Source organism: Sphingobacterium sp. xlx-130 (assembly GCF_011007405.1).
GTDB classification, from domain to species: domain Bacteria; phylum Bacteroidota; class Bacteroidia; order Sphingobacteriales; family Sphingobacteriaceae; genus Sphingobacterium; species Sphingobacterium luzhongxinii.
Window position 1 is genome coordinate 142,444 of sequence record NZ_WFKN01000002.1, and the last position, 22,878, is coordinate 165,321.

Sequence of the window (22,878 nt, forward strand, 5' to 3'; positions counted from 1 at the left end):
GATCTGTAGTTTTGCGTCTATGAAAATAGCGGATGACAACCTCCCTATCTATACAAAGACGCAACTAGCTTTGAGAAATGGACAGGATAAGCCCGACATATGGATAGCCTACCAAGGCATGATATACGATGTCACTAGTAGTAGATTATGGAAGAAAGGCATGCACTATGAACATTGGGCGGGACAGGATCTCACGGAGGAGCTTAATGATGCACCACATAGCGAAAGTGTCTTTGAAAAATTCCAGAAAGTAGGCAAATTATTCAAAAACATATAAGGAGATAAGCGGATTAGTATTCGCTTATCTCAAATTTTGCTAAAGCAATGAATTCCTGTATTCTATCGGTTATTTCTGCTTGTGTCAAATCCTCAAGACGGGCTGTTCCAAATTTCTCTACACAGAAAGAAGCTAAGGCTGAACCATAAATAATCGCGTTTTTCATGTTCGAAAAACTAACGGTATTAACTCGAGCTAAGTAGCCAATAAAACCACCAGCAAAAGCGTCCCCTGCTCCTGTAGGATCAAAAACATCAGCTAATGGTAACGCTGGCGCAGAAAAAACCTGATTTTCGCCAAATAATAACGCTCCGTGCTCTCCCTTTTTTATGATCAGATACGACGGGCCCATAGCCAAAATCTTCTTAGCAGCCTTCACCAAAGAGTATTCGCCTGACAATTGCCTAGCCTCCGCGTCGTTGATCGTCAAAACATCGACCTTCTTTAACACACGCATTAAATCGTCTAAAGCAACATTCATCCAAAAATTCATAGTATCCAGGACCACAAGTTTCGGTTTCGTGTTCAAACGTTCTAAAGCATTGATCTGTATTTGAGGGGTCAGATTACCCAACAGTAAGTAAGTGCAGTCCTGATACGACTCAGGAACTTTCGGATCAAAATCAGCTAACACATTGAGCTCGGTGACTAAGGTATCGCGGCTATTCATATCGTTATGATACCTACCGGACCAAAAGAAAGACTTCCCTCCTGCTATAACCTCTATCCCCGAAGTATCAATTTTTTTATCCTTAAGCAGATCGATATTATCCCCAAAATCCTCACCGACCACACTAATCAATTTAACATCGTTGCATAAAAATGACGCTGCTAGACCTGCAAACGTAGCCGCTCCACCCACAATTTTATCCGTTTTCCCGAAAGGAGTTTCAATAGCATCGAACGCTACAGTCCCTACAATAACTAAACTCATTACCCGTATTAAATAGATGAAAACAAAAAAACCGGCTGTAATGGCCGGTTTTTTATGCTCCTGAAGCTGGGCTCGAACCAGCGACCCTCTGATTAACAGTCAGATGCTCTAACCAACTGAGCTATTCAGGATCATATCTAGAAGTACTTCCTTCTAAAGTGATACAAAGATACGTTTTACAATTCAAGGTTCCAAAATATTTTTTCTTTTTTCTAACAGCTTTTTACCCCACTCACTATATCCCGAAAGACAATAAATACAACCATCTGATTTTAAACAGATTTAACAGACTCTTCTACGTAACCATCGTGGTGCACATTTGCAACAGCTCGCCCTGATGGATCATTTAAATGTTGAAAAGAGGCATCCCAAAGTAATGCTTCTGGCGTGCTACAGGCGACAGATTTAACAGAAGGCACTGTGCTCGCCGACGCAGAAGACGGAAAATGCAACTCAAACAACGTCCTATAATAATATTCTTCTTTACTCTTTGGTGTATTAATAGGGAACTGTACTTCTGCTAATTCGAACATTGCATCGCTTATCAATTCTTCTGCCTGTGCTTTGAGGGTATCAATCCAACTATACCCCACACCATCTGAAAACTGTTCTTTCTGACGCCACGCTATACTTTCTGGGAGATAATCTTCAAAAGCCTTACGAACTACCCATTTCTCCATTTTACCTTTACCGATCATCTTGTCTTTCGGATTGATACGCATGGCGATGTCCATAAACTCTTTGTCCAGAAAAGGGACTCTACCTTCTACTCCCCAAGCTGCCAATGATTTATTGGCGCGTAAGCAGTCATACAGATAAAGCTTTTTTAGCTTCCGCACTGTTTCTTCGTGAAACTCCTGCGCATTCGGTGCTTTATGAAAATAAAGATACCCTCCAAATAGTTCATCCGAGCCTTCCCCAGAGAGCACCATCTTAATCCCCATGGATTTAATGACCCGAGCCAATAGATACATCGGTGTCGACGCCCGGATAGTAGTGACGTCATAAGTTTCCAAATGATAAACCACGTCGCGAATCGCATCTAGACCTTCTTGAATAGTAAAATTGACTTCATGATGAATCGTACCTATATGATCCGCTGCACGCTGAGCAGCCAGAAGATCAGGAGCACCCTTAAGTCCTACAGCAAAAGAATGTAACTGTGGATACCAGGCCTCCTCCGCGTCATTAGATTCGATTCGCCTAGCAGCAAATTTCTTGGTGATAGCAGCAATAACCGAAGAGTCAAGCCCACCTGACAACAAAACACCATAAGGAACATCCGACATCAGCTGCCTATACACAGCATCTTCTAATCCCTGACGTAGTACAGACAGATCAGTTTCATTAGTATGCACCGCACCAAACTCTTCCCAATCTCGGGTATACCAACACTGCGGCTCGCCTCCTTGTTCGGCACTAGACATCCAAAATCCTGGAGGAAACTGATCAATAGTTGTACAGTATCCTTCCAAAGCCTTTAGCTCTGAGGCTACATAAAGCTGCCCTAAATCATCACGCCCGTAATATAAAGGAATAATCCCCATATGATCCCGAGCAATCAGATAAGAATCATCGCGCGAATCATAAAGCACGAAACCGAATATTCCATTTAATTCTTCAATAAAGGACACTCCTTTTTCAAGATATAAAGCAAGTATGACCTCGGAATCCGACTGGGTACTAAAATTATAGTCTGGTAGAGCTTGGCGCAACTCATGGTGATTATAGATCTCGCCATTGACAGCCAGTACCACCTGCCCATCCGGGCTGTATAAGGGTTGACTTCCCGATAAAGGATCTACAATCGCCAAACGCTCATGCGCCAAGATCGCTCTATTGCTACTGAATATACCCGACCAATCGGGACCACGATGACGAATACGTCTAGCCATTTCTAATACCCGAGGTCTAACTTGTTGCTCAGACTCTACCAAATCAAATGCTCCTACAATACCACACATATTTTAACTCTATTAAGTTATCACTAATACTAATTAGACAACAAAATAAAACAATTTAAATCAAAAATTCAACATATTTTTAGTTTTATTAAAAATTTATCATCAAATACAAGTTTTGAATAACAAAATAACAATAAAAAGATCATACTATTCAAAATAAACAATACAAAAAAAAGCAATGTCTTGTAAGACATTGCTTTTTCTAAATATAGGATATTACTACTTTCTTATCGGATTATCTCTTGTTGCCGAATCCCAAAATTCCAAACACCACTTTGAAAGCGATTATAGAAGCGATGATCACGGAAACATTAGCAATTAGAGAAAACATAAATGTATACTGATCTAATGCCGAAATTACATCAGGAACGAACCTTACAAAAACGCCAAACAAACCAATAATAATGGCGATAGTCAATGTAACGTAATAATGCGTTTGATTTGCATTGTTATCAGTTTTTTTAGGCTGTCTCTGTGCTGCTGTATTTTCCATAATATTGTATGCTATTTTTTCTTTGGCCAAAGGTACAAAGTATATCTACATTTTAAAAATATTTTCACGTTTAAAAACAAACACACAATTCTTTAGCGGAATTATTTAGTAATATTGCAAGGAAGAATAACACATGAGAACATTACTATTTTTTTTTACGCTAATATACAGCTCTGTGCATGCATATGCACAGACTACACCTCAATATATAGACAACTTTATTGTCAAAGAAAACCTGACTGCTAATGGCAAAGTAGCCATTGTAGCGGTGGACTCTAACGACATCGCCAACGAAGCTATTAATGGCACTTTCAAATTCAGCATAAATGGTTTTGAACAAAATCTCCCCTTCCATCAGGGAGTGGGTGTCCCCTCTCATCCAATAGACGGCTCTACCTTTGCCTACTTTAAGCATAAAAATCAAAATGGTAGCTCCGGAAAACTCTACTTTTTGTACAAAAAGGAGAACAATATCACACCCATAAAAATTAATGGTCTACTCCTTCTAATCATCCCGGCTGTAGCACTTTTGATTGCTTATGCTTTCAAAAGATTACTCACGACTTTTGTCGTGCTAGCCCTTGTGTATGGATATTTTTCTTTCAGTAAAGGGTTGTCCATAAGTCAGATTATGGAAAGTGCGTTCGAAGTTTTAAAAAGCTTTTTCTAGAAAGGTAGACCAACACCAAAATTATACTGAAAAAAACCATAACGATCTGGACTATTTGTCTGACGGTAGTTATCTTTAAAGTCCTTGGCATCAAACAAGTGCTTGATCACCCATTGATCTCCCCCTTTAAACTGGGGATCCTTAACCTTAAGTCCCGCATCCAATCGCATCGTAAAATAATCCATATCAAAACGTAACCCAAACCCAGTCCCTACAGCTACCTGAGACAAGAATTTATCGATTTTAAATTCTCCTTCCTGATTAAGCGGATTTGGACGTAAACGCCAAATATTGCCCATATCAACGAATGTCGCACCGTTCATTTTAGTTCCCAAAAAATTATCCAATAGACGAAACCTGTATTCAAAGTTGGTTTCCAATTTCACCTCTCCAAGCTGATCAAGATTACGCAAATTCAAACGCAGTTCTTCAGATTTGATACTACTACGGTTATAGTTCCCCGGCCCTAAAGTTCTCGCCTGCCATGCCCGAATACCATTCATTCCTCCCGAAAAAAAACTCTTTTCAAAAATCAACAACTCTGAATTATTACCATACGGAACAATAAGTCCCCCGTTAAAGCGAAATACAAACTGCCTATTACCCCCCAAGTAGCGATACCATCTATAATCTACTTCTCCTTTTATAAACTGTAGATAAGTAACTCCAAACAGCGTCTTCATGCCGGCACTATTTTCCTTAAAATTGAATAATGAGCTCAACGCTCCTAAGGTATTGCCACTGACATCAACAGCTCCACGCATAAAAGAAAAATTTTCCAATTTTTGAAGTTTTGGTGCATTCCAGGTAATCGCATACTGCGACCCTAAACCAAAATATTGACGATCATTAGATTCGACGTACAATTGGTAGCCCTCCCGCAATAAACGCGTCTTGAAATCCGGATCAAATCGACCATCTCTGTATTCTAACACTAATGGCGTATAGCTATGTTGTAGATTGCTCGACTGCCACCACGAATAATTCAAGGTATTTATAAAATAGCGATTAGAATAAGTCCCATCCTGATTAAAAAGCTGCAAGCTGGAAGAAAACATCGTACGGGGAAGACCATATCGTCCCGTACTTCGTACTCCAAAAGGAAGAAGTAGACGCGGAACAACCAGATTGACACCGACCTGAAAATCATTATTGAATATCTTTTGAGCTAAATTCCCTGGTAACCGTGGATCAAACAATACGCCATACCGCAACTTGACCTCCAAAAGTTCGGCCCCTCCAAACACATTACGATGCGAAAATGTATTGCCTACATTAAAACCACTCATCCCAGAACTAAATGTATACTCACCTTCCACCTGATTGGCCATCAATGGCCTAGGGATAAGCTCATAAGAAACATCCAACTGATTAGTATCGACTTTTTCATAGTTGATCTTCACACTACGAAAACCATTCATCTCGTAAAGTCTATCGTAGGACAGATTTTCATTGTCCAAGTTGTAAATCTGTCCGGGTCTGAAATACATGTAGCGTGCGATCGGCTTCAGTCGATATCGATCCGTATGGTCCTGAAAAACAATCCCGGTGAGCGGATCTTTAGAACCCGGAAATTCCTCCTTCTTGCCGCTATTGGGCACAATCTGAAGCGATACCTGTCGAATATAGTAACGCTGGTGCTCCTCCCCCTCTGGTCCGGCTAATTTTATAACAAGATCAGCATCATTACCAGGCATAGTCGTATCCACACCGATACGCATATATTGACGAAGAAAATCATAATAACCTTTATTTTTCACGGCACGAAAAAGCTTCTCCCGCTCTTCTCCTAATTTTGCTGCATCATACCGCATCCCCTCCTTAAGTTTGCTCGATGGAACAACACTTTCCTGATAAATAGCTGAAAGAATAGGATCATCAAAATCGTAAACTATTTTTCGTACATGGAATGGATCTCCCATATCCGCAACAAAATCAATCTTAGCTTTCTTCTTTTGCGTTTGAATATGCGGCACCACCTGCGCTCTAAAAAAACCTTTGGTATGCAGAAAGCGTTGAATCTGAGTCGCAGAAAGCTCTACCAACGAAGAATCCAATAAGTGCGGAGCCTCTCCTACCTGTCGTATTTTTTGGGTTTTATAACGGCCTTTCTTGGTATTGAATAAATTATATATAGTTAAGTTAAGCACCGAATTGGGCCTAATCTCATTGGACACATAGCTGTTTGCAGATTCTTTGAGATCTTGCGGTACACCACTCATATCCACATCTGTCACCAAAGCCTGATCTTCTTCTAAATATTTTGCCGAACGACAGGAAGCAAAACTTAAAAGTAAAAGTGTTATACTTGCAAAAAATAAAAGTCTTCTTTTTATAGTCATTAATCCAATGTTGTCAAAAGCGCAAATCAGTCTGATAACTTCTCTCCAGCACAAAAAGTTTCGCACCAAACATGGTCTCTTTATCGTAGAGGGAACCAAATCCATAATGGAGTTTGTTCATTCGTCATACAAGGTACAAAAAATATTTGCCACCGATCAGGCCTCCGCAAAATTGGTTAAAATACCGCAAAGTATAAAACCTATTACACTTTCTGAAAGTGATTTCAGTAAAATATCAGCCCTGAAAAACCCACAGGGCGCCCTTGCTCTCGTAGAGATCCCGGAGTCTCGAACATTAGATCTGAACGACATAAAAGGAACACACAGCTTAGTGTTAGACGGCATACAAGATCCAGGTAATTTAGGTACGATCATCCGAACCGCTGAGTGGTTTGGTATACAACACATTATATGTTCTACAGAAACTGTAGACGCCTACAACCCAAAGGTCGTACAAGCGACCATGGGCTCTCTATCTAGGATACATCTATACTACACCAACATTAAAGACCTGATCCTGAAAAAAGAAATTGCTACATTTGGGGCCTTACTAGAAGGAGAATCGATTTACGAAACCGACTTTGGGACAGAAGGATTAATCATCATGGGAAATGAAGGTAATGGCATACATACCGATCTAATCTCCTCCATAAAAAAGGCTGTAACAATCCCTAGAATAGGGCTAGCAGAATCGCTGAACGTTGCTGTAGCTACTACCATATTCTGCTCTGAAATCGCTAGACACCGTATGAAAAAAGGGAGATAACATATATAATGCAAGAAACAAAAACTTCGATATATACGCTACAATTTGCATTGCTGTGTTTAAGTTCGCTTTTATTCTCAGCCAGCTTTAACATGATCATCCCCGAACTCCCCAATTATCTATCAAGCCTTGGTGGAGCTGAACACAAGGGACTTATTATTGCCTTATTCACACTTACCGCGGGCATATCACGTCCTTTTAGTGGTAAATTAACGGATCAATGGGGGCGTGTACCTGTAATGGCTATAGGATCCATCGTATGCGTCATCTGTGGTTTTTTGTACCCTATATTGACAACACTATCCGGTTTCTTTATGCTTAGGCTAGTACATGGGTTTTCCACCGGCTTCAAACCGACCGCTACCTCTGCCTATATTGCTGATATTATACCCCAGGACAGATGGGGAGAAGCATTGGGAATGCACGGACTCTGCTTTAGTATAGGCGGTGCAGTGGGGCCTGCTGTAGGAAGTCTGGTGGCCCAAAACTTGGGTCTCAATACGATGTTCTTCTCTTCATCATTATTTGCTTTTTTATCAATTGTGATTGTGATGAACATGAAAGAAACGCTTCAACCAAAACAGCAATTCAAGCGGCAGATGCTGCGGATCTCTCGCTTTGATATCTTAGAAAAAAGAGCGATACCTGCAGGAATAGTAACCTTGCTCTCCTACTCTGCTTATGGGGTGATCCTCACGTTGATCCCAGACTGGAGCGAACACTTAGGGATTACAAATAAGGGACTTTTTTTTACGGCGTACACCTTAGCATCTATTGGAATACGGTTTATGTCGGGTAAGGTCTCAGATCGATTTGGGAGAATTAAAGTCATGCTGGTAGGTCTAGTGATTATCCTTATCTCGCTAATGTTATTAGGGAATGGCGATAGCATTTCGGGGCTTATTATCGGAGCATGTGTATACGGAATTGGAACAGGGATTCTTTCTCCTGCACTGAACGCATGGACAATAGACCTCTCTCTTCCTCAATATAGAGGTAAAGCCATGGCCACGATGTATATTGCCCTAGAGATAGGTATCGGCGGAGGCGCACTTTTGGCTGGTTATATATACCAGGATTTTATCTACCGCATCCCATATATTATGTATGGAAATGCGGCGGTTATATTTACTGCTTTTTTTTATGTCATATATTGGAATAGAACAAAAACATAAACTAACTATTGCTTGTTATAACTAATATGGAAAGTCCTTCGAAAAAACCGTACGCAATAAACCTATCCGCCAGCTTATTTGCTTTAGTACTGATACTAGCTCTATTGTATGTTGCACAAGGGGTATTACTCCCCATTTTATTTGCTACCCTGATCTCAATATCGTTATTCCCTTTAGCTAAATTTTTTGAGCGCCTAAGATTAGGCCGGGCTTTTGCGGCTATGCTAGCTGTTATCGTAGCGATTGCTATCATAGCAACGGTACTATGGTTTATAGTTCATCAAAGTATTATCATTGGAAAGGACGCCACAGCGATTACCGACAAGGTGCTATCCGTACTAGAAAATGGTCAATCCTGGCTACACGATCAATTTGGAATTGGGAAAAATCAGGTAATCGAAAAACTAAAAGAACAAGGGAACAAATCCTTAGAAAACATTGGGGGTGTAATAACGACGACGTTTGGCTCAATAGGAAATATGTTAGCCAGCGCCATTCTTGTACCATTGTATAGTTTTTTTATGCTATACTATCGAGATTTTTTCCGGGAATTTTTCTTTAAGGCTTTCAAATCCACACCACAACGAAAAGTAAATGAGGTACTGAACAAGATATATACAGTGGTACAAAGCTATCTAACAGGACTCGTTACCGTAATGGGAATCATCGCAGTTCTTAACACAGTAGGTTTAATGGCGATGGATATTGAGTACGCTTGGTTCTTTGGAACTTTAGCCTCCCTGCTTATGCTATTGCCCTATATCGGGATAGCTATCGGCTCTATCCTTCCAGCTCTTTTTGCGTTGGCGACAAAGGAGTCGGCCTGGTATGCACTCGGAGTCGTAGCCTGGTTCCAGATAGTCCAATTTTTAGAGGGGAATATCATCACTCCAAACATTGTAGGCAGTAAAGTCAGTATAAACCCCTTAATGGCGATCATTGGTATCCTCTTAGGTGGTATGTTATTTGGGTTAGCCGGCTTAATATTGGCACTCCCCTTTATTGCTACGTTGAAGGTTCTTTTTGACGCCATCCCTAACATGGAGGCCTTTGGGTTCCTAATCGGCGAACCTGAAAAACAACATCTCAAACGAAATTCCACCCAAGAACTTCTTATGAAATGGGGAATAGTTCGTACCCCAAAAATTAAGGACAAAATAGAAGTAGACATTAACATCACTACGGAGGCTAAATCTCCGAAAAACAGCTCCCAGATGGCTTACAAGGAAATACACGAAAGTGAGGAGATGCCTTATACCGAAGCTAAAAACGATGAAGATTCAAATTCTACGGCCTGATGGAATACTTGGCTCCTCCCTTCATTGATATACATACACATGATACCCGGAGTATTCCGGGTATTTTGCAGGTTCGAAATCATATTGTAGGACAAGATGAAATGGCAAGCAACTACCTATACACAGCTGGCATACACCCCTGGTACATCGATCAATCTCCATATCTCCAATTGAAACAACTGGAGTGTATAGCAGCAAAAAAAGAGGTCCTTGGCATCGGCGAATGTGGATTAGATAAACAATGTACTACGGATTGGGACTTACAGATTGAAGTCTTCCGGCAACAGGTAGAACTAGCCAATACGACAAACAAACCTATTATCATCCATAGCGTACGAGCTTATCAAGAAATCGTACAGCAACTAACGTTACAGCGCGTACAGACTCCTGTCATCTTTCATGGCTTTAATAAAAAAAACGAACTAGCTCAGGAACTCTTAAAAAAAGGCTATTATCTGAGCTTAGGAGCTGAGATACTATTGGGTAGGCAAAGTGCTTTAATCACCTCTATCCCACTCCACAGGATGTTTCTCGAAACAGACAATAAAACGACTAATATAGTAGATATTTTTTCTTACTTTTGTGCCGCTCGAAAAATCCCGCTTGCTGTCTTAAAACAACAAATGGCAGAAAATATGGAGCATGTATTTAATTACAGGATTGAAGAATGAAAGATTTATCTTGGCTATCTAGAACAGAAGCATTGATAGGCCGTGACGCCGTAAAAAAACTTAGCACATCACATGTCATGGTCCTTGGACTAGGTGGCGTGGGCTCATATGCGGCGGAATTTATCTGTCGTGCCGGGGTAGGAAAAATGACGATCATTGACGGAGATACGGTGGATCCCACGAACCGGAACCGACAGCTACCTGCACTATCCAGCAATCACGGCGTACCTAAGGCGCAAATCATGAAACAACGCCTAATCGACATAAATCCAGAATTGGACCTTACGGTTTTGGAAGAATTTATTATCCCCGAGCGATTAGAAACCTTGCTGGAAACAAAGCCCGACTATATAGTCGAGGCGATAGACAGCATAACGCCCAAGCTATTTTTAATCCGACGTGCCTACGCTGCAAAGATTCCCTTTGTAAGTTCTATGGGTGCCGGAGGAAAAGTAGATCCAACGAAAATACAAATAGCAGATATCAGTAAATCCTACAACTGTAAGCTGGCGTTGCATATTCGTAAAAAACTACGCAAACATGATATCCGGGAAGGCGTAAAAGTTGCTTTTTCCACGGAATTACCGAACAAAGCTTCCTTGATCTACACAGATGGGAGTAACTTTAAAAAATCGGCATACGGTACGATGTCTTATCTCCCAGCCGCATTTGGAGGAGCTATAGCTTCAGTAGCAATTCGGGAACTAATCGGGAAAGAAGCGTAATCACAATTCTTCATACGATATACCGACAAAAATATATTTTTCACCGAGGATTCGACTAGGTTTACCTAATTTGTGTGCTTAGTCTATGTATTACGTTCTATCTTTGATGCATACAAACAAGAAGCATAAACTTTAAAAAAAGAAAATCATGGCATTCAAAGAAACTTACAATATCTCTGGCGAGAATTTATTACGAAAAATTAAAGAGTTAATTGCGGATGGCAATGTAACAAAAATCACTATCGCAGATAAACATGAAAAAGAAATAATTAGCTTTCCTGTTACCATAGGAATCGTAGGATTAATCTTAGCTCCTATTTTTGCAGCAGTAGGTGCACTGGCCGCTATTGTCGCGGAGTGTAAAATTATCGTGGAGCGGAAAGATACAGAGCCTAAAGAAAATAATCCAGAAACAGAAAAAGAAGACAATCCGGTCGTTTAGTTTTAATTAATAAATATAATGATATTGATCGCCGTATTATTCCCGTGGCTTTCCTTCTTCTTACGAGGCAAGATATTTTCGGGGATTTTATGTTTAATTTTACAAATAACTTTGATAGGTTGGCTACCTGCCGCTATATGGGCAGTAGCTTCTAGGCTGGATGCAAAAACCAAGCAGCGCATAGAGAATCTAAATAGGAGATAAAGAAAAAGCCTTCGCAATGTGTGGAAGGCTTTTTCATTTATTCATTACGAGATAATCTCTTCTATCTCTCTGATTATCTTCTGCGCAATAGCATCGGCGGCATCTGGTGTTGGACCTTCCGAATAAATACGGATAATCGGCTCTGTATTAGACTTCCGTAGATGTACCCATTCATTTTCAAAATCGATTTTCAACCCGTCTACGGTGGAATGATTCTCATGCGCATATTTCGTCTGCATCTTTGCCAGTAATCCATCGATATCTAAACCAGGGGTCAATGTGATCTTATTTTTAGACATAAAATATTGCGGTAATTCAGCTCTGTAAGTAGAAGCCTTATTTCCCATCTTTGCTAAATGAGACAAGAAGATAGCAACACCGACTAATGCATCACGACCATAATGCGACGCTGGATAGATAACCCCTCCATTACCTTCTCCTCCGATCACTGCATCCACTTCTTTCATCTTTGTCACCACATTCACTTCTCCTACCGCAGCTGCAAAATATATACCACCATGCTTAACAGTGATATCGCGTAACGCGCGAGTAGACGACAAATTGGATACCGTATTACCACCCTTAGATTGAGACAAAATATAATCTGCAACGGCCACTAACGTATATTCCTCTCCAAAAAGCTCTCCATCTTCCATCATAAAGACTAAGCGATCGACATCAGGATCCACAGCAATACCCAAATCGGCCCCCTTAGCCAATACGGCTTCCGATAAATCTATTAAGTGTTCTTTAAGTGGTTCGGGATTATGAGGAAACTTACCGTTAGGCTCACAATGTATCTTAAATATTGTCTCCACACCCAAGGCTTCCAATAAAGCAGGGATAAAAATACCGCCCGTACTATTCACAGCATCTACAGCAATCTTGAATCCAGCTGCACGGATAGCAGCTACATCAACATATTCCAAAGCCAAAACTGCGTCGATATGCTTTTGCAGGTAACTGCCGTCCACGGTGACCTTTCCTAGATCCTGCACCTCTGCAAAATCAAAATCAAGACTTTCGCCCAATTCTAGAACTTCTTTCCCTTCAATATCGGATATAAACTCTCCCTTATCATTCAATAGCTTCAAAGCATTCCATTGTCCAGGATTATGCGAAGCTGTCAGTATGATCCCCCCTGCTGCCCCTTCTAAAGGTACAGCGATCTCTACTGTAGGTGTGGTAGAAAGGCCCAAATCCACAACTTCGGCACCAATACTTTGAAGTGTACCGATTACCAAGCTACTAACCATTTCCCCGGATTCGCGTGCGTCCCGCCCCACCACAATCTTCTTGCTATCGGACTGTCTCATCAATATCTTACCAAATGCCGCAGTAAACTTAACGATATCGATTGGCGTCAATCCTTCTCCTGCACGACCACCAATAGTACCACGAATACCTGAAATAGATTTTATTAAAGTCATAAACTTGATCAATTATAGTGAACCGTAAAAATAGGTTATTCCAAAATAAATACAACATCTTGATTGGATATAAAATTTAAAAAACATATATTTGTTGCAACTTTGTGTATTTTAATATTAAAATTCCATTTCCCATTTAGTTTCAATTAATGTACTTTTAGCTTTTCATACACAAAACAACGAATCTTATGTGGCAACAAATAATTGATCTAGATAAAGAAATTTTCTTACTGATAAACCAAGGGTTAAGCAACCCTGTATTTGACTGGCTATTACCTATTTTACGCAATCCATTCACGTGGGCTCCCTTGTATCTATTTGTCATTATCTTTTTCATCAAACATTATGGCAAACTAGGCATATTGGTTGTTTTATGCACATTGATTAATTTCGGTATGTCCGATGGTATATCATCCCATCTGATCAAGAAAAATGTAAAGCGCATCCGTCCATGCAACGATATTGAATTCAAGCATGATATTAATCTCCGGGTGAGATGTGGTTCTGGATTTAGTTTCACAAGCTCGCACGCAACAAATCACTTTGCCATGGCTTTTTTCTGGATTGTGTTATTTCGTCGTAAGTGGAAACACACCCTATGGCTGTGCGTCTTATGGGCTGCATTAATTTCTTTTTCGCAAATTTATGTAGGCGTACATTACCCATTTGATGTACTCTGTGGGGCTCTACTCGGTAGCTTGATCGGCATCTTAAATGGAAACCTATTTAAACGGTTCGTCCCCTCTTTCTTTACAGAAAATATTTCAACACATAATACTATATGAGCTTTACTTTAATCGTAGCTATTTTATTTCTATCCGCATTCATCAGCGGATTGGCCGTTTTTTTTGTCAAAAGAGACAACACGAACTACCTCAAATTGATTCTCTCTTTTAGTGGGGCCTATCTGTTTGCTATTACAGTGCTACATTTAATCCCACATGTTTACCACGCTAATACGACCAGTCCAGAAGTCATTGGACTGTATATATTAGGAGGCTTCATTTTTCAACTCTTGTTGGAACAGTTTTCACAGGGTATAGAACATGGCCATATCCACCACAATGAAAATGCAGGGTTTCCGTTAGGAATCATGATCAGCCTATGTCTACATGCATTTTTAGAAGGGATGCCATTGATTTCAGGTCAACAGTCCAAACTGGTATTTGGTATTGCGATACATCATATCCCAGCAGCATTTGCTTTAGGCAGTCTTTTATTAAGTTCTTCCTTGAGCAAAAGAGCTATTATAATCATGCTATTTATTTTTGCAGCAATGACACCACTAGGGTTCATGACCAGTTCCGTATTGAGTAAAGGCGAAGTAGGTAATATATCACAGCATTTTGATAAAATCATGGCCGTAGTAATTGGTATATTTTTACATATCTCCACTACTATATTATTTGAGTCTGGATCTGCTGATCACCATAAATTTAACAAAAAGAAAATGGCCGCAGTCTTTTTAGGACTAGCCATATCATTAACCACATTCTTATTACCCCATGATCATAGCCATGAGGGTCATGGACACGAACATCACGAACATCACGACCATGGTGAGCACAGTCACGACGACAAAGGAAAAGTCCATCATGATCATAGCAATGAAAGCCATAGCACCGAAAAGGGCAATACAGATAATGAGCACAAGCATGAAGACCACGAAGGTCACACACACTAACACTTTTTTAGGCTTCGCCCCGTAATTTATCGAGCAAGCCATTTAAAACCACAGCTTCCTGCTCGGAAAGATTCTCTGACAGCATAGCGGAAAGGTTCATATCAGCCTCCAATTCGTCTAAGAGTTGGAGGCCTTTTTCCGTGATAAGTAGATCTACAGCACGTTTGTCAGATTTATTTTTCGTCCGTGTAACTAATCCCTTGGTCACAATGCGCTCTACCAATCTGGAGATATCAGGTGTACTGTTTATCATTCGTTCCTTAATCATCGCGTTAGAAGCGGGATTGGGAAATTGCCCTCGTAATATTCGTAAAACATTAAACTGTTGAAGCGTTATTTTTTTCTTACTAGCTCTAGATTCCAACAAGTTACTCAACCAATTATTGGTATAAAGAATATTAATAGTAGCCTTGTGCCAATCATCCTGAAACCGACTGGTTTTGATTCGATCCTCAATACCCATATTTATAATGAATCTAATTAAAACAATTCTGTGACATAACCAACATCCCTAAACTCATTCCTTTTAGCTATATTTGGAGAATTTCGAGGTATTAGAAACTATCTAAAGTTACAAAAATAATGCAAAATAAAATCTCACTTGATAAACTAAAAAAAGGAGAAAAAGCAGTCATTCATTCTTTTGATAAAGATGATCTTCCCGCCAAGTTTTATGAATTGGGTTTTACCCCCGGTACTACTATACAAATTAAGCACGTAGCTCCACTGCACGGTCCAATCTGTGTCAATATTATTCAAGATAACACCTTAGTAGCAATCAGAAAGTCAGAAGCCTCATTAATTCTGGCCAACAAAATATAATGAAGAACAGAACAATAGCATTATTAGGAAACCCAAACGTTGGGAAAACCTCTCTATTTAATCGTATTACCAAATTAAACCAAAAGGTAGGGAACTACCCAGGTATCACTGTCGAGAAAAGGGAAGGAGCTATAAAAGTAGGCGATAAAAACTATAAGATCATTGATCTGCCTGGGACTTACACTTTGTTTCCGAATTCTTTAGATGAAGAAGTGGTCTTCAATACATTGGCGAATAAAAATACAGTTCCTGATTTGGTCGTAGTAGTTTCTGAACCCAGTACAATCAATCGCGGTATAGTGTTATATCAACAGGTACGTGAAGCTGGTCTTTCGGCAGTATTTGTTCTCAATATGATGGATGAGATTGAGGCCAAAGGCGTAGAAATTGATATACCTTCTCTTGAAAACTATCTCAAGACTAAAGTTTTCAGAACTAACGCCCGTACAGGAGAAGGAATAGATGAATTAACACGAAATCTGGACGCACAGCCAGCGCCATATTTTAATAGCTTGATGCTTCCTGAGGAATATCAAGACCCCTTGAACGAGGCCAAGAAGCTATTTCCGCTCTCCACAGAATACCGCACATGGCAATATTTGGCTCAAGATAACATCAAGATCTTATCTGCAGAAGAGAACAATCAGCTCTCCGCTATACGGAGCAAATATGGTGTCAGCATACAGCAACTTCAAAAGGCAGAAGCCATGTTGCGTCAGGAAAAAATAAACAATGACCTTCAGCAAATATTATTTAAAAAAGAAAATAAAAAACTAAGTTTAACGGAGAGAATTGATAATATTCTTATCCATCCTATATATGGATACTTGATATTCTTCGGCATACTATTTTTAATATTTCAAGCCATATATAACTGGTCTGGACCATTGATGGATGGTGTTGATGAATTGTTTGCAAGCTTAGGTGAAGCTACCTCTGCGGTGATGCCCGAAGGTCCCCTAGCGAATCTTCTGGTCAATGGCGTAATAGCGGGTATCGGAGGTATTGTAATATTCCTTCCTCAAATTATCATTCTATTTCTATTCATCTCATTGATGGAAGAGACCGGCTATATGAGTCGTGTAGTCTTCTTAATGGACCGATGGCTCAAACCATTTGGCCTAAACGGAAAGTCTGTAATACCATTGATGTCTGGTGTAGCCTGTGCTATCCCTGCCGTCATGTCGGCCCGTAATATTGAGAACCCCAAAGAACGGCTATTAACTATGTTGGTAACTCCATTCATGACCTGTTCTGCTCGACTTCCTATTTATGTGGTCATTATAGGCTTGGTCATTCCAGACAGCGTTTTTCTAGGTTTCAATATACAGGGGATTGTTTTATTTGCAATGTACATAATCGGCATCGTAGCAGCTTTGTTTTCGTCATTAATCCTGAATAAAGTAATAAAATCGGTTCGGAAATCGTATTTGATCTTTGAATTGCCTACATACAAAATGCCCGATTGGAAAAATGTACTGAACACAGTATGGGAAAAATCTTCTGGTTTCTTATTTGGAGCGGGTAAAATAATTTTAGCAATTTCTGTTATACTTTGGGTGTTGGGCAATTTTGGCCCAAATGACAAATTCTCTGAACCAGAGAAATACATTACACAAGAGAACCCTCACTTTTCGCAAGAACAAATAGCTGACGAGGTGACTGCTTATAAGACGGAATATTCTTATTTGGGCTATTTAGGTCGCGGCATTGAGCCTGTAATTGAGCCGTTGGGCTACGATTGGAAGATTGGAATAGGCTTACTAGCATCCTTTGCAGCCAGAGAGGTGTTCGTTGGTACTGTAGCTGTAGTATATTCCTTAGGAGAAGATCTGGATATTGAAGATAACGATCAAAAACAGACATTATTCACTAGGATGAAATCGGAAATCAATCGCAATACAGGTCAACCTACTTATAATTTAGCTTCAGGAGTGTCACTCCTGTTATTTTATGCATTTGCTATGCAATGTATGGCCACTATTGGCGTTGTAAAAAGAGAGACCGGTTCGTGGAAATGGACTTTGATTCAAGCCGGTTTCATGACCGGGCTTGCTTATATTGCAGCGTTGATCGCGTATCAACTATTAAAATAATTATTCAAGCTATGATGTACATTCAATATGCTATTATCGCAATTGTTTTTATCGTTGCAATACTATTTATGGTAAAGAAATTCATGCCTTCTAAAAGAAAAAGTGGAGGCTGTGGCAAAGGTTGTGGTTGTAGTTTCTCAGAAAAAGCCGAAAATTAAAAAATGGATATTACTTTAGGGTTTGTTGAATCCCTAAAGTAATATATTAAAACAAACTCAACTGTCCGTTTCTGGGCGCATCAAATTCGTGTTCAAAAAAATTGGATACGGTAATCCCTAAAAGCCTGACTTTCCGATCTTCAAAGTTCACTTTATCCAAAAGCGTCTCAGCCTCATCTTTCAATTGCTGATAACTTGATAAAAAATGAGAGCCTGTATAGCTTCTTGTTAATAAGGAGAAGTCTGCAAACTTTACTTTTAGCGTCAGGGTTCTACCTGAAACCGACTTAATATCGAGTCGCTTACTCAATTTATAGCAAAGATGATCCAGCTCGATTTTCATGTCATCAAGCTCTAAAATATCCCGTGTAAAGGTATCCTCTACGCCAATAGATTTTGCTACTCGATTAGAACGTACCGGCCGATCATCATTACCACGTACCATATGGTAAAAAAAACTTCCTGACTTTCCAAAGTCACGGATCAACTGTGCTTCGGAAAAACATTTCAAATCACTTCCTAGATGAATCCCCTTCCTTTTCATTTTTTCAGCTGTCACCTTTCCTACTCCAAAGAAGCGCTCAATCGGTAAAGACTCCAAAAACTTAACAATTTTAGAGGGGCCTATAAATGTCAACCCGTCTGGTTTATTGTAGTCGGATGCGATCTTTGCAATAAACTTATTTACAGAGACTCCTGCTGAGGCCGTCAGATTAAGTTCGCTCTTAATGGCTTCTTTAATCTCTTTCGCGATTTCTATGGCAGATCCTATCCCTTTCTTATCCGCTGTCACATCTAAATAAGCTTCGTCCAGGGAAAGGGGTTCAATCAAGTCGGTATAACGTCTAAAAATCTCGCGGATATGTACAGATACCTCTTTGTATACGTCAAATCTAGGATATACAAATATAATATCTGGACACAGTTGTAGTGCCTGTCGGGAGGGCATAGCAGATTTGACACCGAAGCGCCGGGCTTCATAACTTGAAGTTGCCACCACCCCTCGTCCATCAGGAGATCCGCCTACTGCTATTGGCTTTCCACGGAGCTCTGGAAAATCACGCTGCTCAACAGAAGCATAAAACGAATCCATATCAACATGGATGATTTTTCTCATTCTCTCCCTTTATACCTTGTTAATATTAAAATAATGTTAAATAAATATTATGAAATGATTACCTTAGGCTTTAGTATTTTGCAATCACCTCATTAACCCTATATTTGCGTAAAATTAATGTTAAGCCACAAAGACTTAATACCATACACCAAAATTAGATTTTAAATTTAAAGAATAACAATGCAGTACCACAATTTTAAAACGTTTTTTTTTCGTCAAAAAGCCTTAATAACAGCTCCTCTACTCATACTTCTGGGCATCAGCAACTTGAAAGCTCAGGAAAGAGATGACCGGGCTACCATTTTAAATTTTAAAGGTATCCAATATACATCTAAAGATTCCTTGTTCTACACCAACTTTAGATTTAGGATGCAGAACAGATTGGGATACAGTAATGTCTTGGATGGAGAAGATAATGAAAAATTTGACGCTAGAATACGTAGATTGCGTATGCGTATGGATGGCTATATATACACCCCAAAGATATCCTATTCTGTTCAGCTCGCCTTTACCCGTTCAGATCAGGATTTTGATGATACGGGAATACCAAATATTGTACGTGATGCGGTGATGTTCTATAACTTTTCAGATGATTTTTACATTTCTTTTGGACAGAACAAATTGCCAGGAAACAGACAACGTGTAAACTCTTCGGGACAATTACAGTTTGCCGACCGCTCCTTGGTCAACAGTAATTTTACGGTAGACCGGGATTTTGGGATAAGCTTCAACTTAAGTAAAAAGCTTGGTTCCATGCCAATTAATGCAAAGGCTGCGATATCTACTGGAGAGGGGCGTCCCGCAAACTCTACCGATGATGGACTGGCATACACTGGTCGTGTGGAGTTTTTACCTTTAGGAGAGTTTGTGAACGGTGGTGACTACTCGGAAGGTGATATTGAAAGAGAAGTGACGCCAAAGCTTTCTATTGGCGGTGGTTACAGCTACAACGACAGAACTACACGTGAGGGAGGGCAGACAGGTAAATATGTACAGAACCCTTTCACTTTAAAAACAGCTTTCGCTGATGCAATCTTTAAATATCAAGGATTTGCATATCAAGCAGAGTATATGCGCAGAGATGTAGACAATCCAATAAACAACACAACGGGTGATAAACCTGAAGAAACCTATGCTTATAAGGGGTGGGGATTAAACCAACAAACTTCCTATTTATTAAATCACGGTTATGAGATCGCAGGTCGGTATACCTACTTAAAACCGCATCAGCAAATATCTAAATTTGAGACTCAAACCGAAGTAATCGAAATTGGCTTGACAAAGTATATGAAAGCACATCGTCTCAAATTCCAGTTAAATGCTAACTATACCGTAAAAGAGGGAAACTATAAGAACTCGCATAGTAAAAACATATTAGGGGCCATGTTTCAGGTGGAACTTGGAATTTAATACATTGATACGTTATCAGAAGATCGCCAGACAAAGTCTGGCATTTTTTTTACTCAAAAATATGGGATCAACGATCTTCTTACATCCTTCAAAAAAAGAAATATTCCTATTTCACAAAACTAGAGGTGAATACTTATCTTTAACAGTTAAATAAAAAGATTTACAAGGCTTATTGTTACTTATTAATAAAGGAGCGACAAGCACATATATTTTGATTTAGAGAGAATTTAATGAAATACTATATTATTGCAGGAGAAACATCAGGAGATCTACATGGCGCGAATCTGATAAAAGCATTAAAAATTGAAGATCCCGATGCCGTATTCAAAGTTGTAGGTGGAGACCGTATGCAACAAGAAGCCGATCAGACAGCATTAGTTCACACGTCTGAAATGGCTTTTATGGGTTTCGTAGAAGTAATAAAAAACTTAGGGACAATAAGCAAGAATCTTAAAAAGGTAAAAAAGGATATTCTTGATTTTAATCCGGACACAGTCATCCTTATTGATTTCCCCGGTTTTAACTTAAAAATTGCCTCCTTCGCAAAAGCACATGAGATAAAAACCTCTTATTATATTTCACCAAAAATATGGGCGTGGAACCAAGGTCGCGTACATAAGATTAAAAAGATAGTCGATCACATGTTTTGTATCCTGCCTTTTGAAGTAGATTTCTACAAAAGATTCGGCATGAAGGTGGACTACGTGGGCAATCCACTACTCGACGCTATATCTAACTATTCATTCAATCCTGGTTTTTTGAAAAAAAACCATTTATCAGAAGCTCCGATCATCGCTCTACTTCCGGGCAGTCGAAAAATGGAAATAGAGCAGATATTGCCGGATATGATTGATCTTTACTTTGCATTTCCAAAGCATCAACTTATTATTGCTGGTGCTCCCAACTTTGAAGCATCCTACTATCAAAAATATGTGGGAGATCTGGAAATACCTATCATCTTTGATCAAACATATGACTTGCTAAAACATGCAGATGCTGCGGTCGTGACAAGTGGTACTGCTACGCTGGAGACAGGTATATTAAAAGTACCACAGGTTGTTGTGTACAAAGCCAATCCGATTTCCGTATGGTTAGCACGAAAATTAATAAAGGTAAAATTTATTTCGTTGGTAAATCTGATCAACAACTACCTTTCGGTCATCGAACTTATACAACAAGAATGTAATCCACAACAAATTCGTGATGAAATTGGAAAAATCCTCTCTGAAAAGGAACATAGGGACAGTATTATGGAAAACTATGAAATCTTGGCCGGCAAACTTGGTGCACCTGGGGCTTCAGAAAAAACAGCCAAATTAATCCTTTACTACCTAAACGAAGTCAAAGAATAAAAGCTCCTATATATAAGGTAGGTGATCGGGAGTTTGATGGTATAACATTAAAAAGCAAAAGAAAATGAAAATTAACAAAAAACTAGGATTAATGACTTTTCTGATAGCGATCTATTCCCTAACTATCGGACAAACAGCTGATATACATATCAGCAAATTGGAATTGAATAAAAAAGAAAAAAAGGTGTTTAACGATCGGGATTCATCTGCTGTAGTCCACATTGACACCTTGATTATGAAAGATAGGTCGTCATTACAATTCTACGGAAAAAAAGAAGTGAAACTAGTCGTAAAACACGCAGAAATTGGAGATAGGGCATTCATTTCTGGACAAGCTGGACAGAACAATGCATCTAATTTTGACATTGATATTAATTTCAAGAAATTAGGTTCATTGTACGTCATAGCTAGGGGGCAGGATGCAAACAACGGTATGCGTACGGATCCGAATGGGGATGCTGGTATTGTAAACCTGGTCTATGATCCTACTGGTACCACACCACAAACGGAGAATAAAAAACAAAAAAATTATCTCTTTGTTGATATCACACCAGGGGGACTCCACGTAACACCAAGCTCTGAAATAACGAATATCTATTCTAGAATAGCAACCTCTCCATCTGGCCTTCGCGGACTACCACAAGGACAGATTTATTCTGGATCCCCCGGTAAAGAGGGAAAAGTAACGATCCGTAGCAAATAAATAAAAAGGTCTGTATCATTATTTCTGATACAGACCTTTTTTCTGAAAGGGGGCCTATTATTGATTCATTTTAACTTTCCGTTGCATTAATTTCCTTCAAGATTTTTCCCACTACCCATAAGATCGGGTTCGGTTCATGTCTATT

General features: G+C 39.5%; 23 protein-coding genes and 1 tRNA gene. 16 read left to right on the plus strand and 8 right to left on the minus strand.

The annotated features are described in order from the left end of the window. Positions 1 to 19: 19 nt before the first annotated feature. Entirely contained in the window at positions 20 to 277 is a 258-nt protein-coding gene (locus G7B18_RS02960; RefSeq protein ID WP_164110781.1) for a cytochrome b5 domain-containing protein, read from the plus strand. A 13-nt stretch (positions 278 to 290) separates the two neighbouring features. Here G7B18_RS02960 and G7B18_RS02965 read toward each other — a convergent pair whose 3' ends face one another. The 4 genes from G7B18_RS02965 to G7B18_RS02980 all read right to left on the minus strand — a co-directional run bounded on the left by G7B18_RS02965 (position 291) and on the right by G7B18_RS02980 (position 3,668). Continuing rightward, positions 291 to 1,211 (minus strand): PfkB family carbohydrate kinase, encoded by a 921-nt coding sequence (locus tag G7B18_RS02965; protein WP_164110783.1) that lies wholly within the window; start codon positions 1,209 to 1,211, stop codon positions 291 to 293. Between the two features lie 57 nt (positions 1,212 to 1,268). Further along, positions 1,269 to 1,342 (minus strand) — tRNA-Asn (locus G7B18_RS02970). A 141-nt stretch (positions 1,343 to 1,483) separates the two neighbouring features. Then, the gene (asnB, locus tag G7B18_RS02975) at positions 1,484 to 3,175 is read right to left on the minus strand and encodes an asparagine synthase B (protein WP_164110785.1); all 1,692 of its coding nucleotides are present in this window, start codon (positions 3,173 to 3,175) and stop codon (positions 1,484 to 1,486) included. 235 nt (positions 3,176 to 3,410) lie between these two features. Next, positions 3,411 to 3,668, minus strand: coding sequence for a hypothetical protein (locus G7B18_RS02980; protein WP_164110787.1), 258 nt, complete (start codon positions 3,666 to 3,668; stop codon positions 3,411 to 3,413). A gap of 133 nt (positions 3,669 to 3,801) precedes the next feature. Here G7B18_RS02980 and G7B18_RS02985 point away from each other — a divergent pair, with 133 nt between their 5' ends. Then, positions 3,802 to 4,338 (plus strand): hypothetical protein, encoded by a 537-nt coding sequence (locus tag G7B18_RS02985; RefSeq protein ID WP_164110789.1) that lies wholly within the window; start codon positions 3,802 to 3,804, stop codon positions 4,336 to 4,338. Here the strand turns inward: G7B18_RS02985 and G7B18_RS02990 are convergent. After that, entirely contained in the window at positions 4,335 to 6,680 is a 2,346-nt protein-coding gene (locus tag G7B18_RS02990) for a BamA/TamA family outer membrane protein (protein WP_164122051.1), read from the minus strand. The two genes, G7B18_RS02985 and G7B18_RS02990, sit on opposite strands and share 4 nt — an antisense overlap. Positions 6,681 to 6,687: 7 nt before the next feature. Between G7B18_RS02990 and G7B18_RS02995 the strand changes: the two genes are divergently transcribed. The 7 genes from G7B18_RS02995 to G7B18_RS03025 all read left to right on the plus strand — a co-directional run bounded on the left by G7B18_RS02995 (position 6,688) and on the right by G7B18_RS03025 (position 11,961). Next, positions 6,688 to 7,446 (plus strand): TrmH family RNA methyltransferase, encoded by a 759-nt coding sequence (locus tag G7B18_RS02995; RefSeq protein WP_164110792.1) that lies wholly within the window; start codon positions 6,688 to 6,690, stop codon positions 7,444 to 7,446. Positions 7,447 to 7,454: 8 nt separating this feature from the next. Continuing rightward, positions 7,455 to 8,621, plus strand: coding sequence for an MFS transporter (locus G7B18_RS03000; RefSeq protein ID WP_164110794.1), 1,167 nt, complete (start codon positions 7,455 to 7,457; stop codon positions 8,619 to 8,621). A 26-nt stretch (positions 8,622 to 8,647) separates the two neighbouring features. Continuing rightward, positions 8,648 to 9,919 carry an AI-2E family transporter gene (locus G7B18_RS03005; protein ID WP_164110796.1) on the plus strand — a complete coding sequence of 424 codons (1,272 nt, stop codon included), beginning with the start codon at positions 8,648 to 8,650 and terminating at the stop codon, positions 9,917 to 9,919. Further along, a complete protein-coding gene (locus G7B18_RS03010) occupies positions 9,919 to 10,590 on the plus strand; it encodes a TatD family hydrolase (RefSeq protein ID WP_164110797.1) in 672 nt (223 codons plus the stop codon). The genes G7B18_RS03005 and G7B18_RS03010 overlap by 1 nt, the downstream gene beginning before the upstream one ends. Next, entirely contained in the window at positions 10,587 to 11,315 is a 729-nt protein-coding gene (locus G7B18_RS03015) for a ThiF family adenylyltransferase (protein WP_164110799.1), read from the plus strand. The genes G7B18_RS03010 and G7B18_RS03015 overlap by 4 nt, the downstream gene beginning before the upstream one ends. Positions 11,316 to 11,463: 148 nt before the next feature. Further along, on the plus strand, positions 11,464 to 11,757 hold the full coding sequence (locus G7B18_RS03020; protein ID WP_164110801.1) for a DUF4342 domain-containing protein: 294 nt from the start codon (positions 11,464 to 11,466) through the stop codon (positions 11,755 to 11,757). Positions 11,758 to 11,775: 18 nt separating this feature from the next. Then, positions 11,776 to 11,961, plus strand: a complete 186-nt coding sequence (locus tag G7B18_RS03025; protein ID WP_164110804.1) for a YqaE/Pmp3 family membrane protein — start codon at positions 11,776 to 11,778, stop codon at positions 11,959 to 11,961. 44 nt (positions 11,962 to 12,005) lie between these two features. On the opposite strand, the gene glmM is transcribed toward G7B18_RS03025, so the two are convergent. Further along, a complete protein-coding gene (glmM, locus tag G7B18_RS03030; RefSeq protein WP_164110805.1) occupies positions 12,006 to 13,391 on the minus strand; it encodes a phosphoglucosamine mutase in 1,386 nt (461 codons plus the stop codon). Between the two features lie 188 nt (positions 13,392 to 13,579). On the opposite strand from glmM, the gene G7B18_RS03035 reads away from it, so the two are divergent. Together G7B18_RS03035 and G7B18_RS03040 are read left to right on the plus strand one after the other, a co-directional pair. Beyond that, positions 13,580 to 14,176 carry a phosphatase PAP2 family protein gene (locus G7B18_RS03035; protein ID WP_164110808.1) on the plus strand — a complete coding sequence of 199 codons (597 nt, stop codon included), beginning with the start codon at positions 13,580 to 13,582 and terminating at the stop codon, positions 14,174 to 14,176. Beyond that, positions 14,173 to 15,075 carry a ZIP family metal transporter gene (locus G7B18_RS03040; protein WP_164110809.1) on the plus strand — a complete coding sequence of 301 codons (903 nt, stop codon included), beginning with the start codon at positions 14,173 to 14,175 and terminating at the stop codon, positions 15,073 to 15,075. The genes G7B18_RS03035 and G7B18_RS03040 overlap by 4 nt, the downstream gene beginning before the upstream one ends. 7 nt (positions 15,076 to 15,082) lie before the next feature. Here the strand turns inward: G7B18_RS03040 and G7B18_RS03045 are convergent, their stop codons facing one another. Further along, positions 15,083 to 15,538, minus strand: a complete 456-nt coding sequence (locus tag G7B18_RS03045; protein WP_164110811.1) for a MarR family winged helix-turn-helix transcriptional regulator — start codon at positions 15,536 to 15,538, stop codon at positions 15,083 to 15,085. 119 nt (positions 15,539 to 15,657) lie between these two features. Between G7B18_RS03045 and G7B18_RS03050 the strand changes: the two genes are divergently transcribed. Together G7B18_RS03050 and feoB are read left to right on the plus strand one after the other, a co-directional pair. Further along, complete coding sequence (locus G7B18_RS03050; protein WP_164110813.1) at positions 15,658 to 15,897, plus strand: ferrous iron transport protein A; 240 nt, start codon at positions 15,658 to 15,660, stop codon at positions 15,895 to 15,897. Continuing rightward, positions 15,897 to 17,993 carry a ferrous iron transport protein B gene (gene feoB / locus G7B18_RS03055; RefSeq protein WP_164122052.1) on the plus strand — a complete coding sequence of 699 codons (2,097 nt, stop codon included), beginning with the start codon at positions 15,897 to 15,899 and terminating at the stop codon, positions 17,991 to 17,993. The genes G7B18_RS03050 and feoB overlap by 1 nt, the downstream gene beginning before the upstream one ends. A 204-nt stretch (positions 17,994 to 18,197) precedes the next feature. On the opposite strand, the gene dinB is transcribed toward feoB, so the two are convergent. Beyond that, on the minus strand, positions 18,198 to 19,268 hold the full coding sequence (dinB, locus tag G7B18_RS03060) for a DNA polymerase IV (protein WP_164110817.1): 1,071 nt from the start codon (positions 19,266 to 19,268) through the stop codon (positions 18,198 to 18,200). 180 nt (positions 19,269 to 19,448) lie between these two features. Here dinB and G7B18_RS03065 point away from each other — a divergent pair, with 180 nt between their 5' ends. The 3 genes from G7B18_RS03065 to G7B18_RS03075 all read left to right on the plus strand — a co-directional run bounded on the left by G7B18_RS03065 (position 19,449) and on the right by G7B18_RS03075 (position 22,733). Next, the gene (locus G7B18_RS03065; protein WP_164110819.1) at positions 19,449 to 20,678 is read left to right on the plus strand and encodes a porin; all 1,230 of its coding nucleotides are present in this window, start codon (positions 19,449 to 19,451) and stop codon (positions 20,676 to 20,678) included. A gap of 230 nt (positions 20,679 to 20,908) precedes the next feature. Further along, positions 20,909 to 22,030: a lipid-A-disaccharide synthase gene (gene lpxB, locus G7B18_RS03070; protein ID WP_164110821.1), complete on the plus strand. Its 1,122-nt coding sequence runs from the start codon at positions 20,909 to 20,911 to the stop codon at positions 22,028 to 22,030. 64 nt (positions 22,031 to 22,094) lie between these two features. Continuing rightward, positions 22,095 to 22,733, plus strand: a complete 639-nt coding sequence (locus G7B18_RS03075; RefSeq protein ID WP_164110823.1) for a hypothetical protein — start codon at positions 22,095 to 22,097, stop codon at positions 22,731 to 22,733. Positions 22,734 to 22,878 lie beyond the last annotated feature (145 nt).

Excerpts from the sequence above, each read along its gene's own strand:
- G7B18_RS02960 (WP_164110781.1), top strand. The coding sequence starts at position 20 with ATGAAAATAGCGGATGACAACCTCCCTATCTATACAAAGACGCAACTA.
- G7B18_RS02965 (WP_164110783.1), bottom strand. The coding sequence starts at position 1,211 with ATGAGTTTAGTTATTGTAGGGACTGTAGCGTTCGATGCTATTGAAACT.
- asnB (WP_164110785.1), bottom strand. The coding sequence starts at position 3,175 with ATGTGTGGTATTGTAGGAGCATTTGATTTGGTAGAGTCTGAGCAACAA.
- G7B18_RS02980 (WP_164110787.1), bottom strand. The coding sequence starts at position 3,668 with ATGGAAAATACAGCAGCACAGAGACAGCCTAAAAAAACTGATAACAAT.
- G7B18_RS02985 (WP_164110789.1), top strand. The coding sequence starts at position 3,802 with ATGAGAACATTACTATTTTTTTTTACGCTAATATACAGCTCTGTGCAT.
- G7B18_RS02990 (WP_164122051.1), bottom strand. The coding sequence starts at position 6,680 with ATGACTATAAAAAGAAGACTTTTATTTTTTGCAAGTATAACACTTTTA.
- G7B18_RS02995 (WP_164110792.1), top strand. The coding sequence starts at position 6,688 with ATGTTGTCAAAAGCGCAAATCAGTCTGATAACTTCTCTCCAGCACAAA.
- G7B18_RS03000 (WP_164110794.1), top strand. The coding sequence starts at position 7,455 with ATGCAAGAAACAAAAACTTCGATATATACGCTACAATTTGCATTGCTG.
- G7B18_RS03005 (WP_164110796.1), top strand. The coding sequence starts at position 8,648 with ATGGAAAGTCCTTCGAAAAAACCGTACGCAATAAACCTATCCGCCAGC.
- G7B18_RS03010 (WP_164110797.1), top strand. The coding sequence starts at position 9,919 with ATGGAATACTTGGCTCCTCCCTTCATTGATATACATACACATGATACC.
- G7B18_RS03015 (WP_164110799.1), top strand. The coding sequence starts at position 10,587 with ATGAAAGATTTATCTTGGCTATCTAGAACAGAAGCATTGATAGGCCGT.
- G7B18_RS03020 (WP_164110801.1), top strand. The coding sequence starts at position 11,464 with ATGGCATTCAAAGAAACTTACAATATCTCTGGCGAGAATTTATTACGA.
- G7B18_RS03025 (WP_164110804.1), top strand. The coding sequence starts at position 11,776 with ATGATATTGATCGCCGTATTATTCCCGTGGCTTTCCTTCTTCTTACGA.
- glmM (WP_164110805.1), bottom strand. The coding sequence starts at position 13,391 with ATGACTTTAATAAAATCTATTTCAGGTATTCGTGGTACTATTGGTGGT.
- G7B18_RS03035 (WP_164110808.1), top strand. The coding sequence starts at position 13,580 with ATGTGGCAACAAATAATTGATCTAGATAAAGAAATTTTCTTACTGATA.
- G7B18_RS03040 (WP_164110809.1), top strand. The coding sequence starts at position 14,173 with ATGAGCTTTACTTTAATCGTAGCTATTTTATTTCTATCCGCATTCATC.
- G7B18_RS03045 (WP_164110811.1), bottom strand. The coding sequence starts at position 15,538 with ATGGGTATTGAGGATCGAATCAAAACCAGTCGGTTTCAGGATGATTGG.
- G7B18_RS03050 (WP_164110813.1), top strand. The coding sequence starts at position 15,658 with ATGCAAAATAAAATCTCACTTGATAAACTAAAAAAAGGAGAAAAAGCA.
- feoB (WP_164122052.1), top strand. The coding sequence starts at position 15,897 with ATGAAGAACAGAACAATAGCATTATTAGGAAACCCAAACGTTGGGAAA.
- dinB (WP_164110817.1), bottom strand. The coding sequence starts at position 19,268 with ATGAGAAAAATCATCCATGTTGATATGGATTCGTTTTATGCTTCTGTT.
- G7B18_RS03065 (WP_164110819.1), top strand. The coding sequence starts at position 19,449 with ATGCAGTACCACAATTTTAAAACGTTTTTTTTTCGTCAAAAAGCCTTA.
- lpxB (WP_164110821.1), top strand. The coding sequence starts at position 20,909 with ATGAAATACTATATTATTGCAGGAGAAACATCAGGAGATCTACATGGC.
- G7B18_RS03075 (WP_164110823.1), top strand. The coding sequence starts at position 22,095 with ATGAAAATTAACAAAAAACTAGGATTAATGACTTTTCTGATAGCGATC.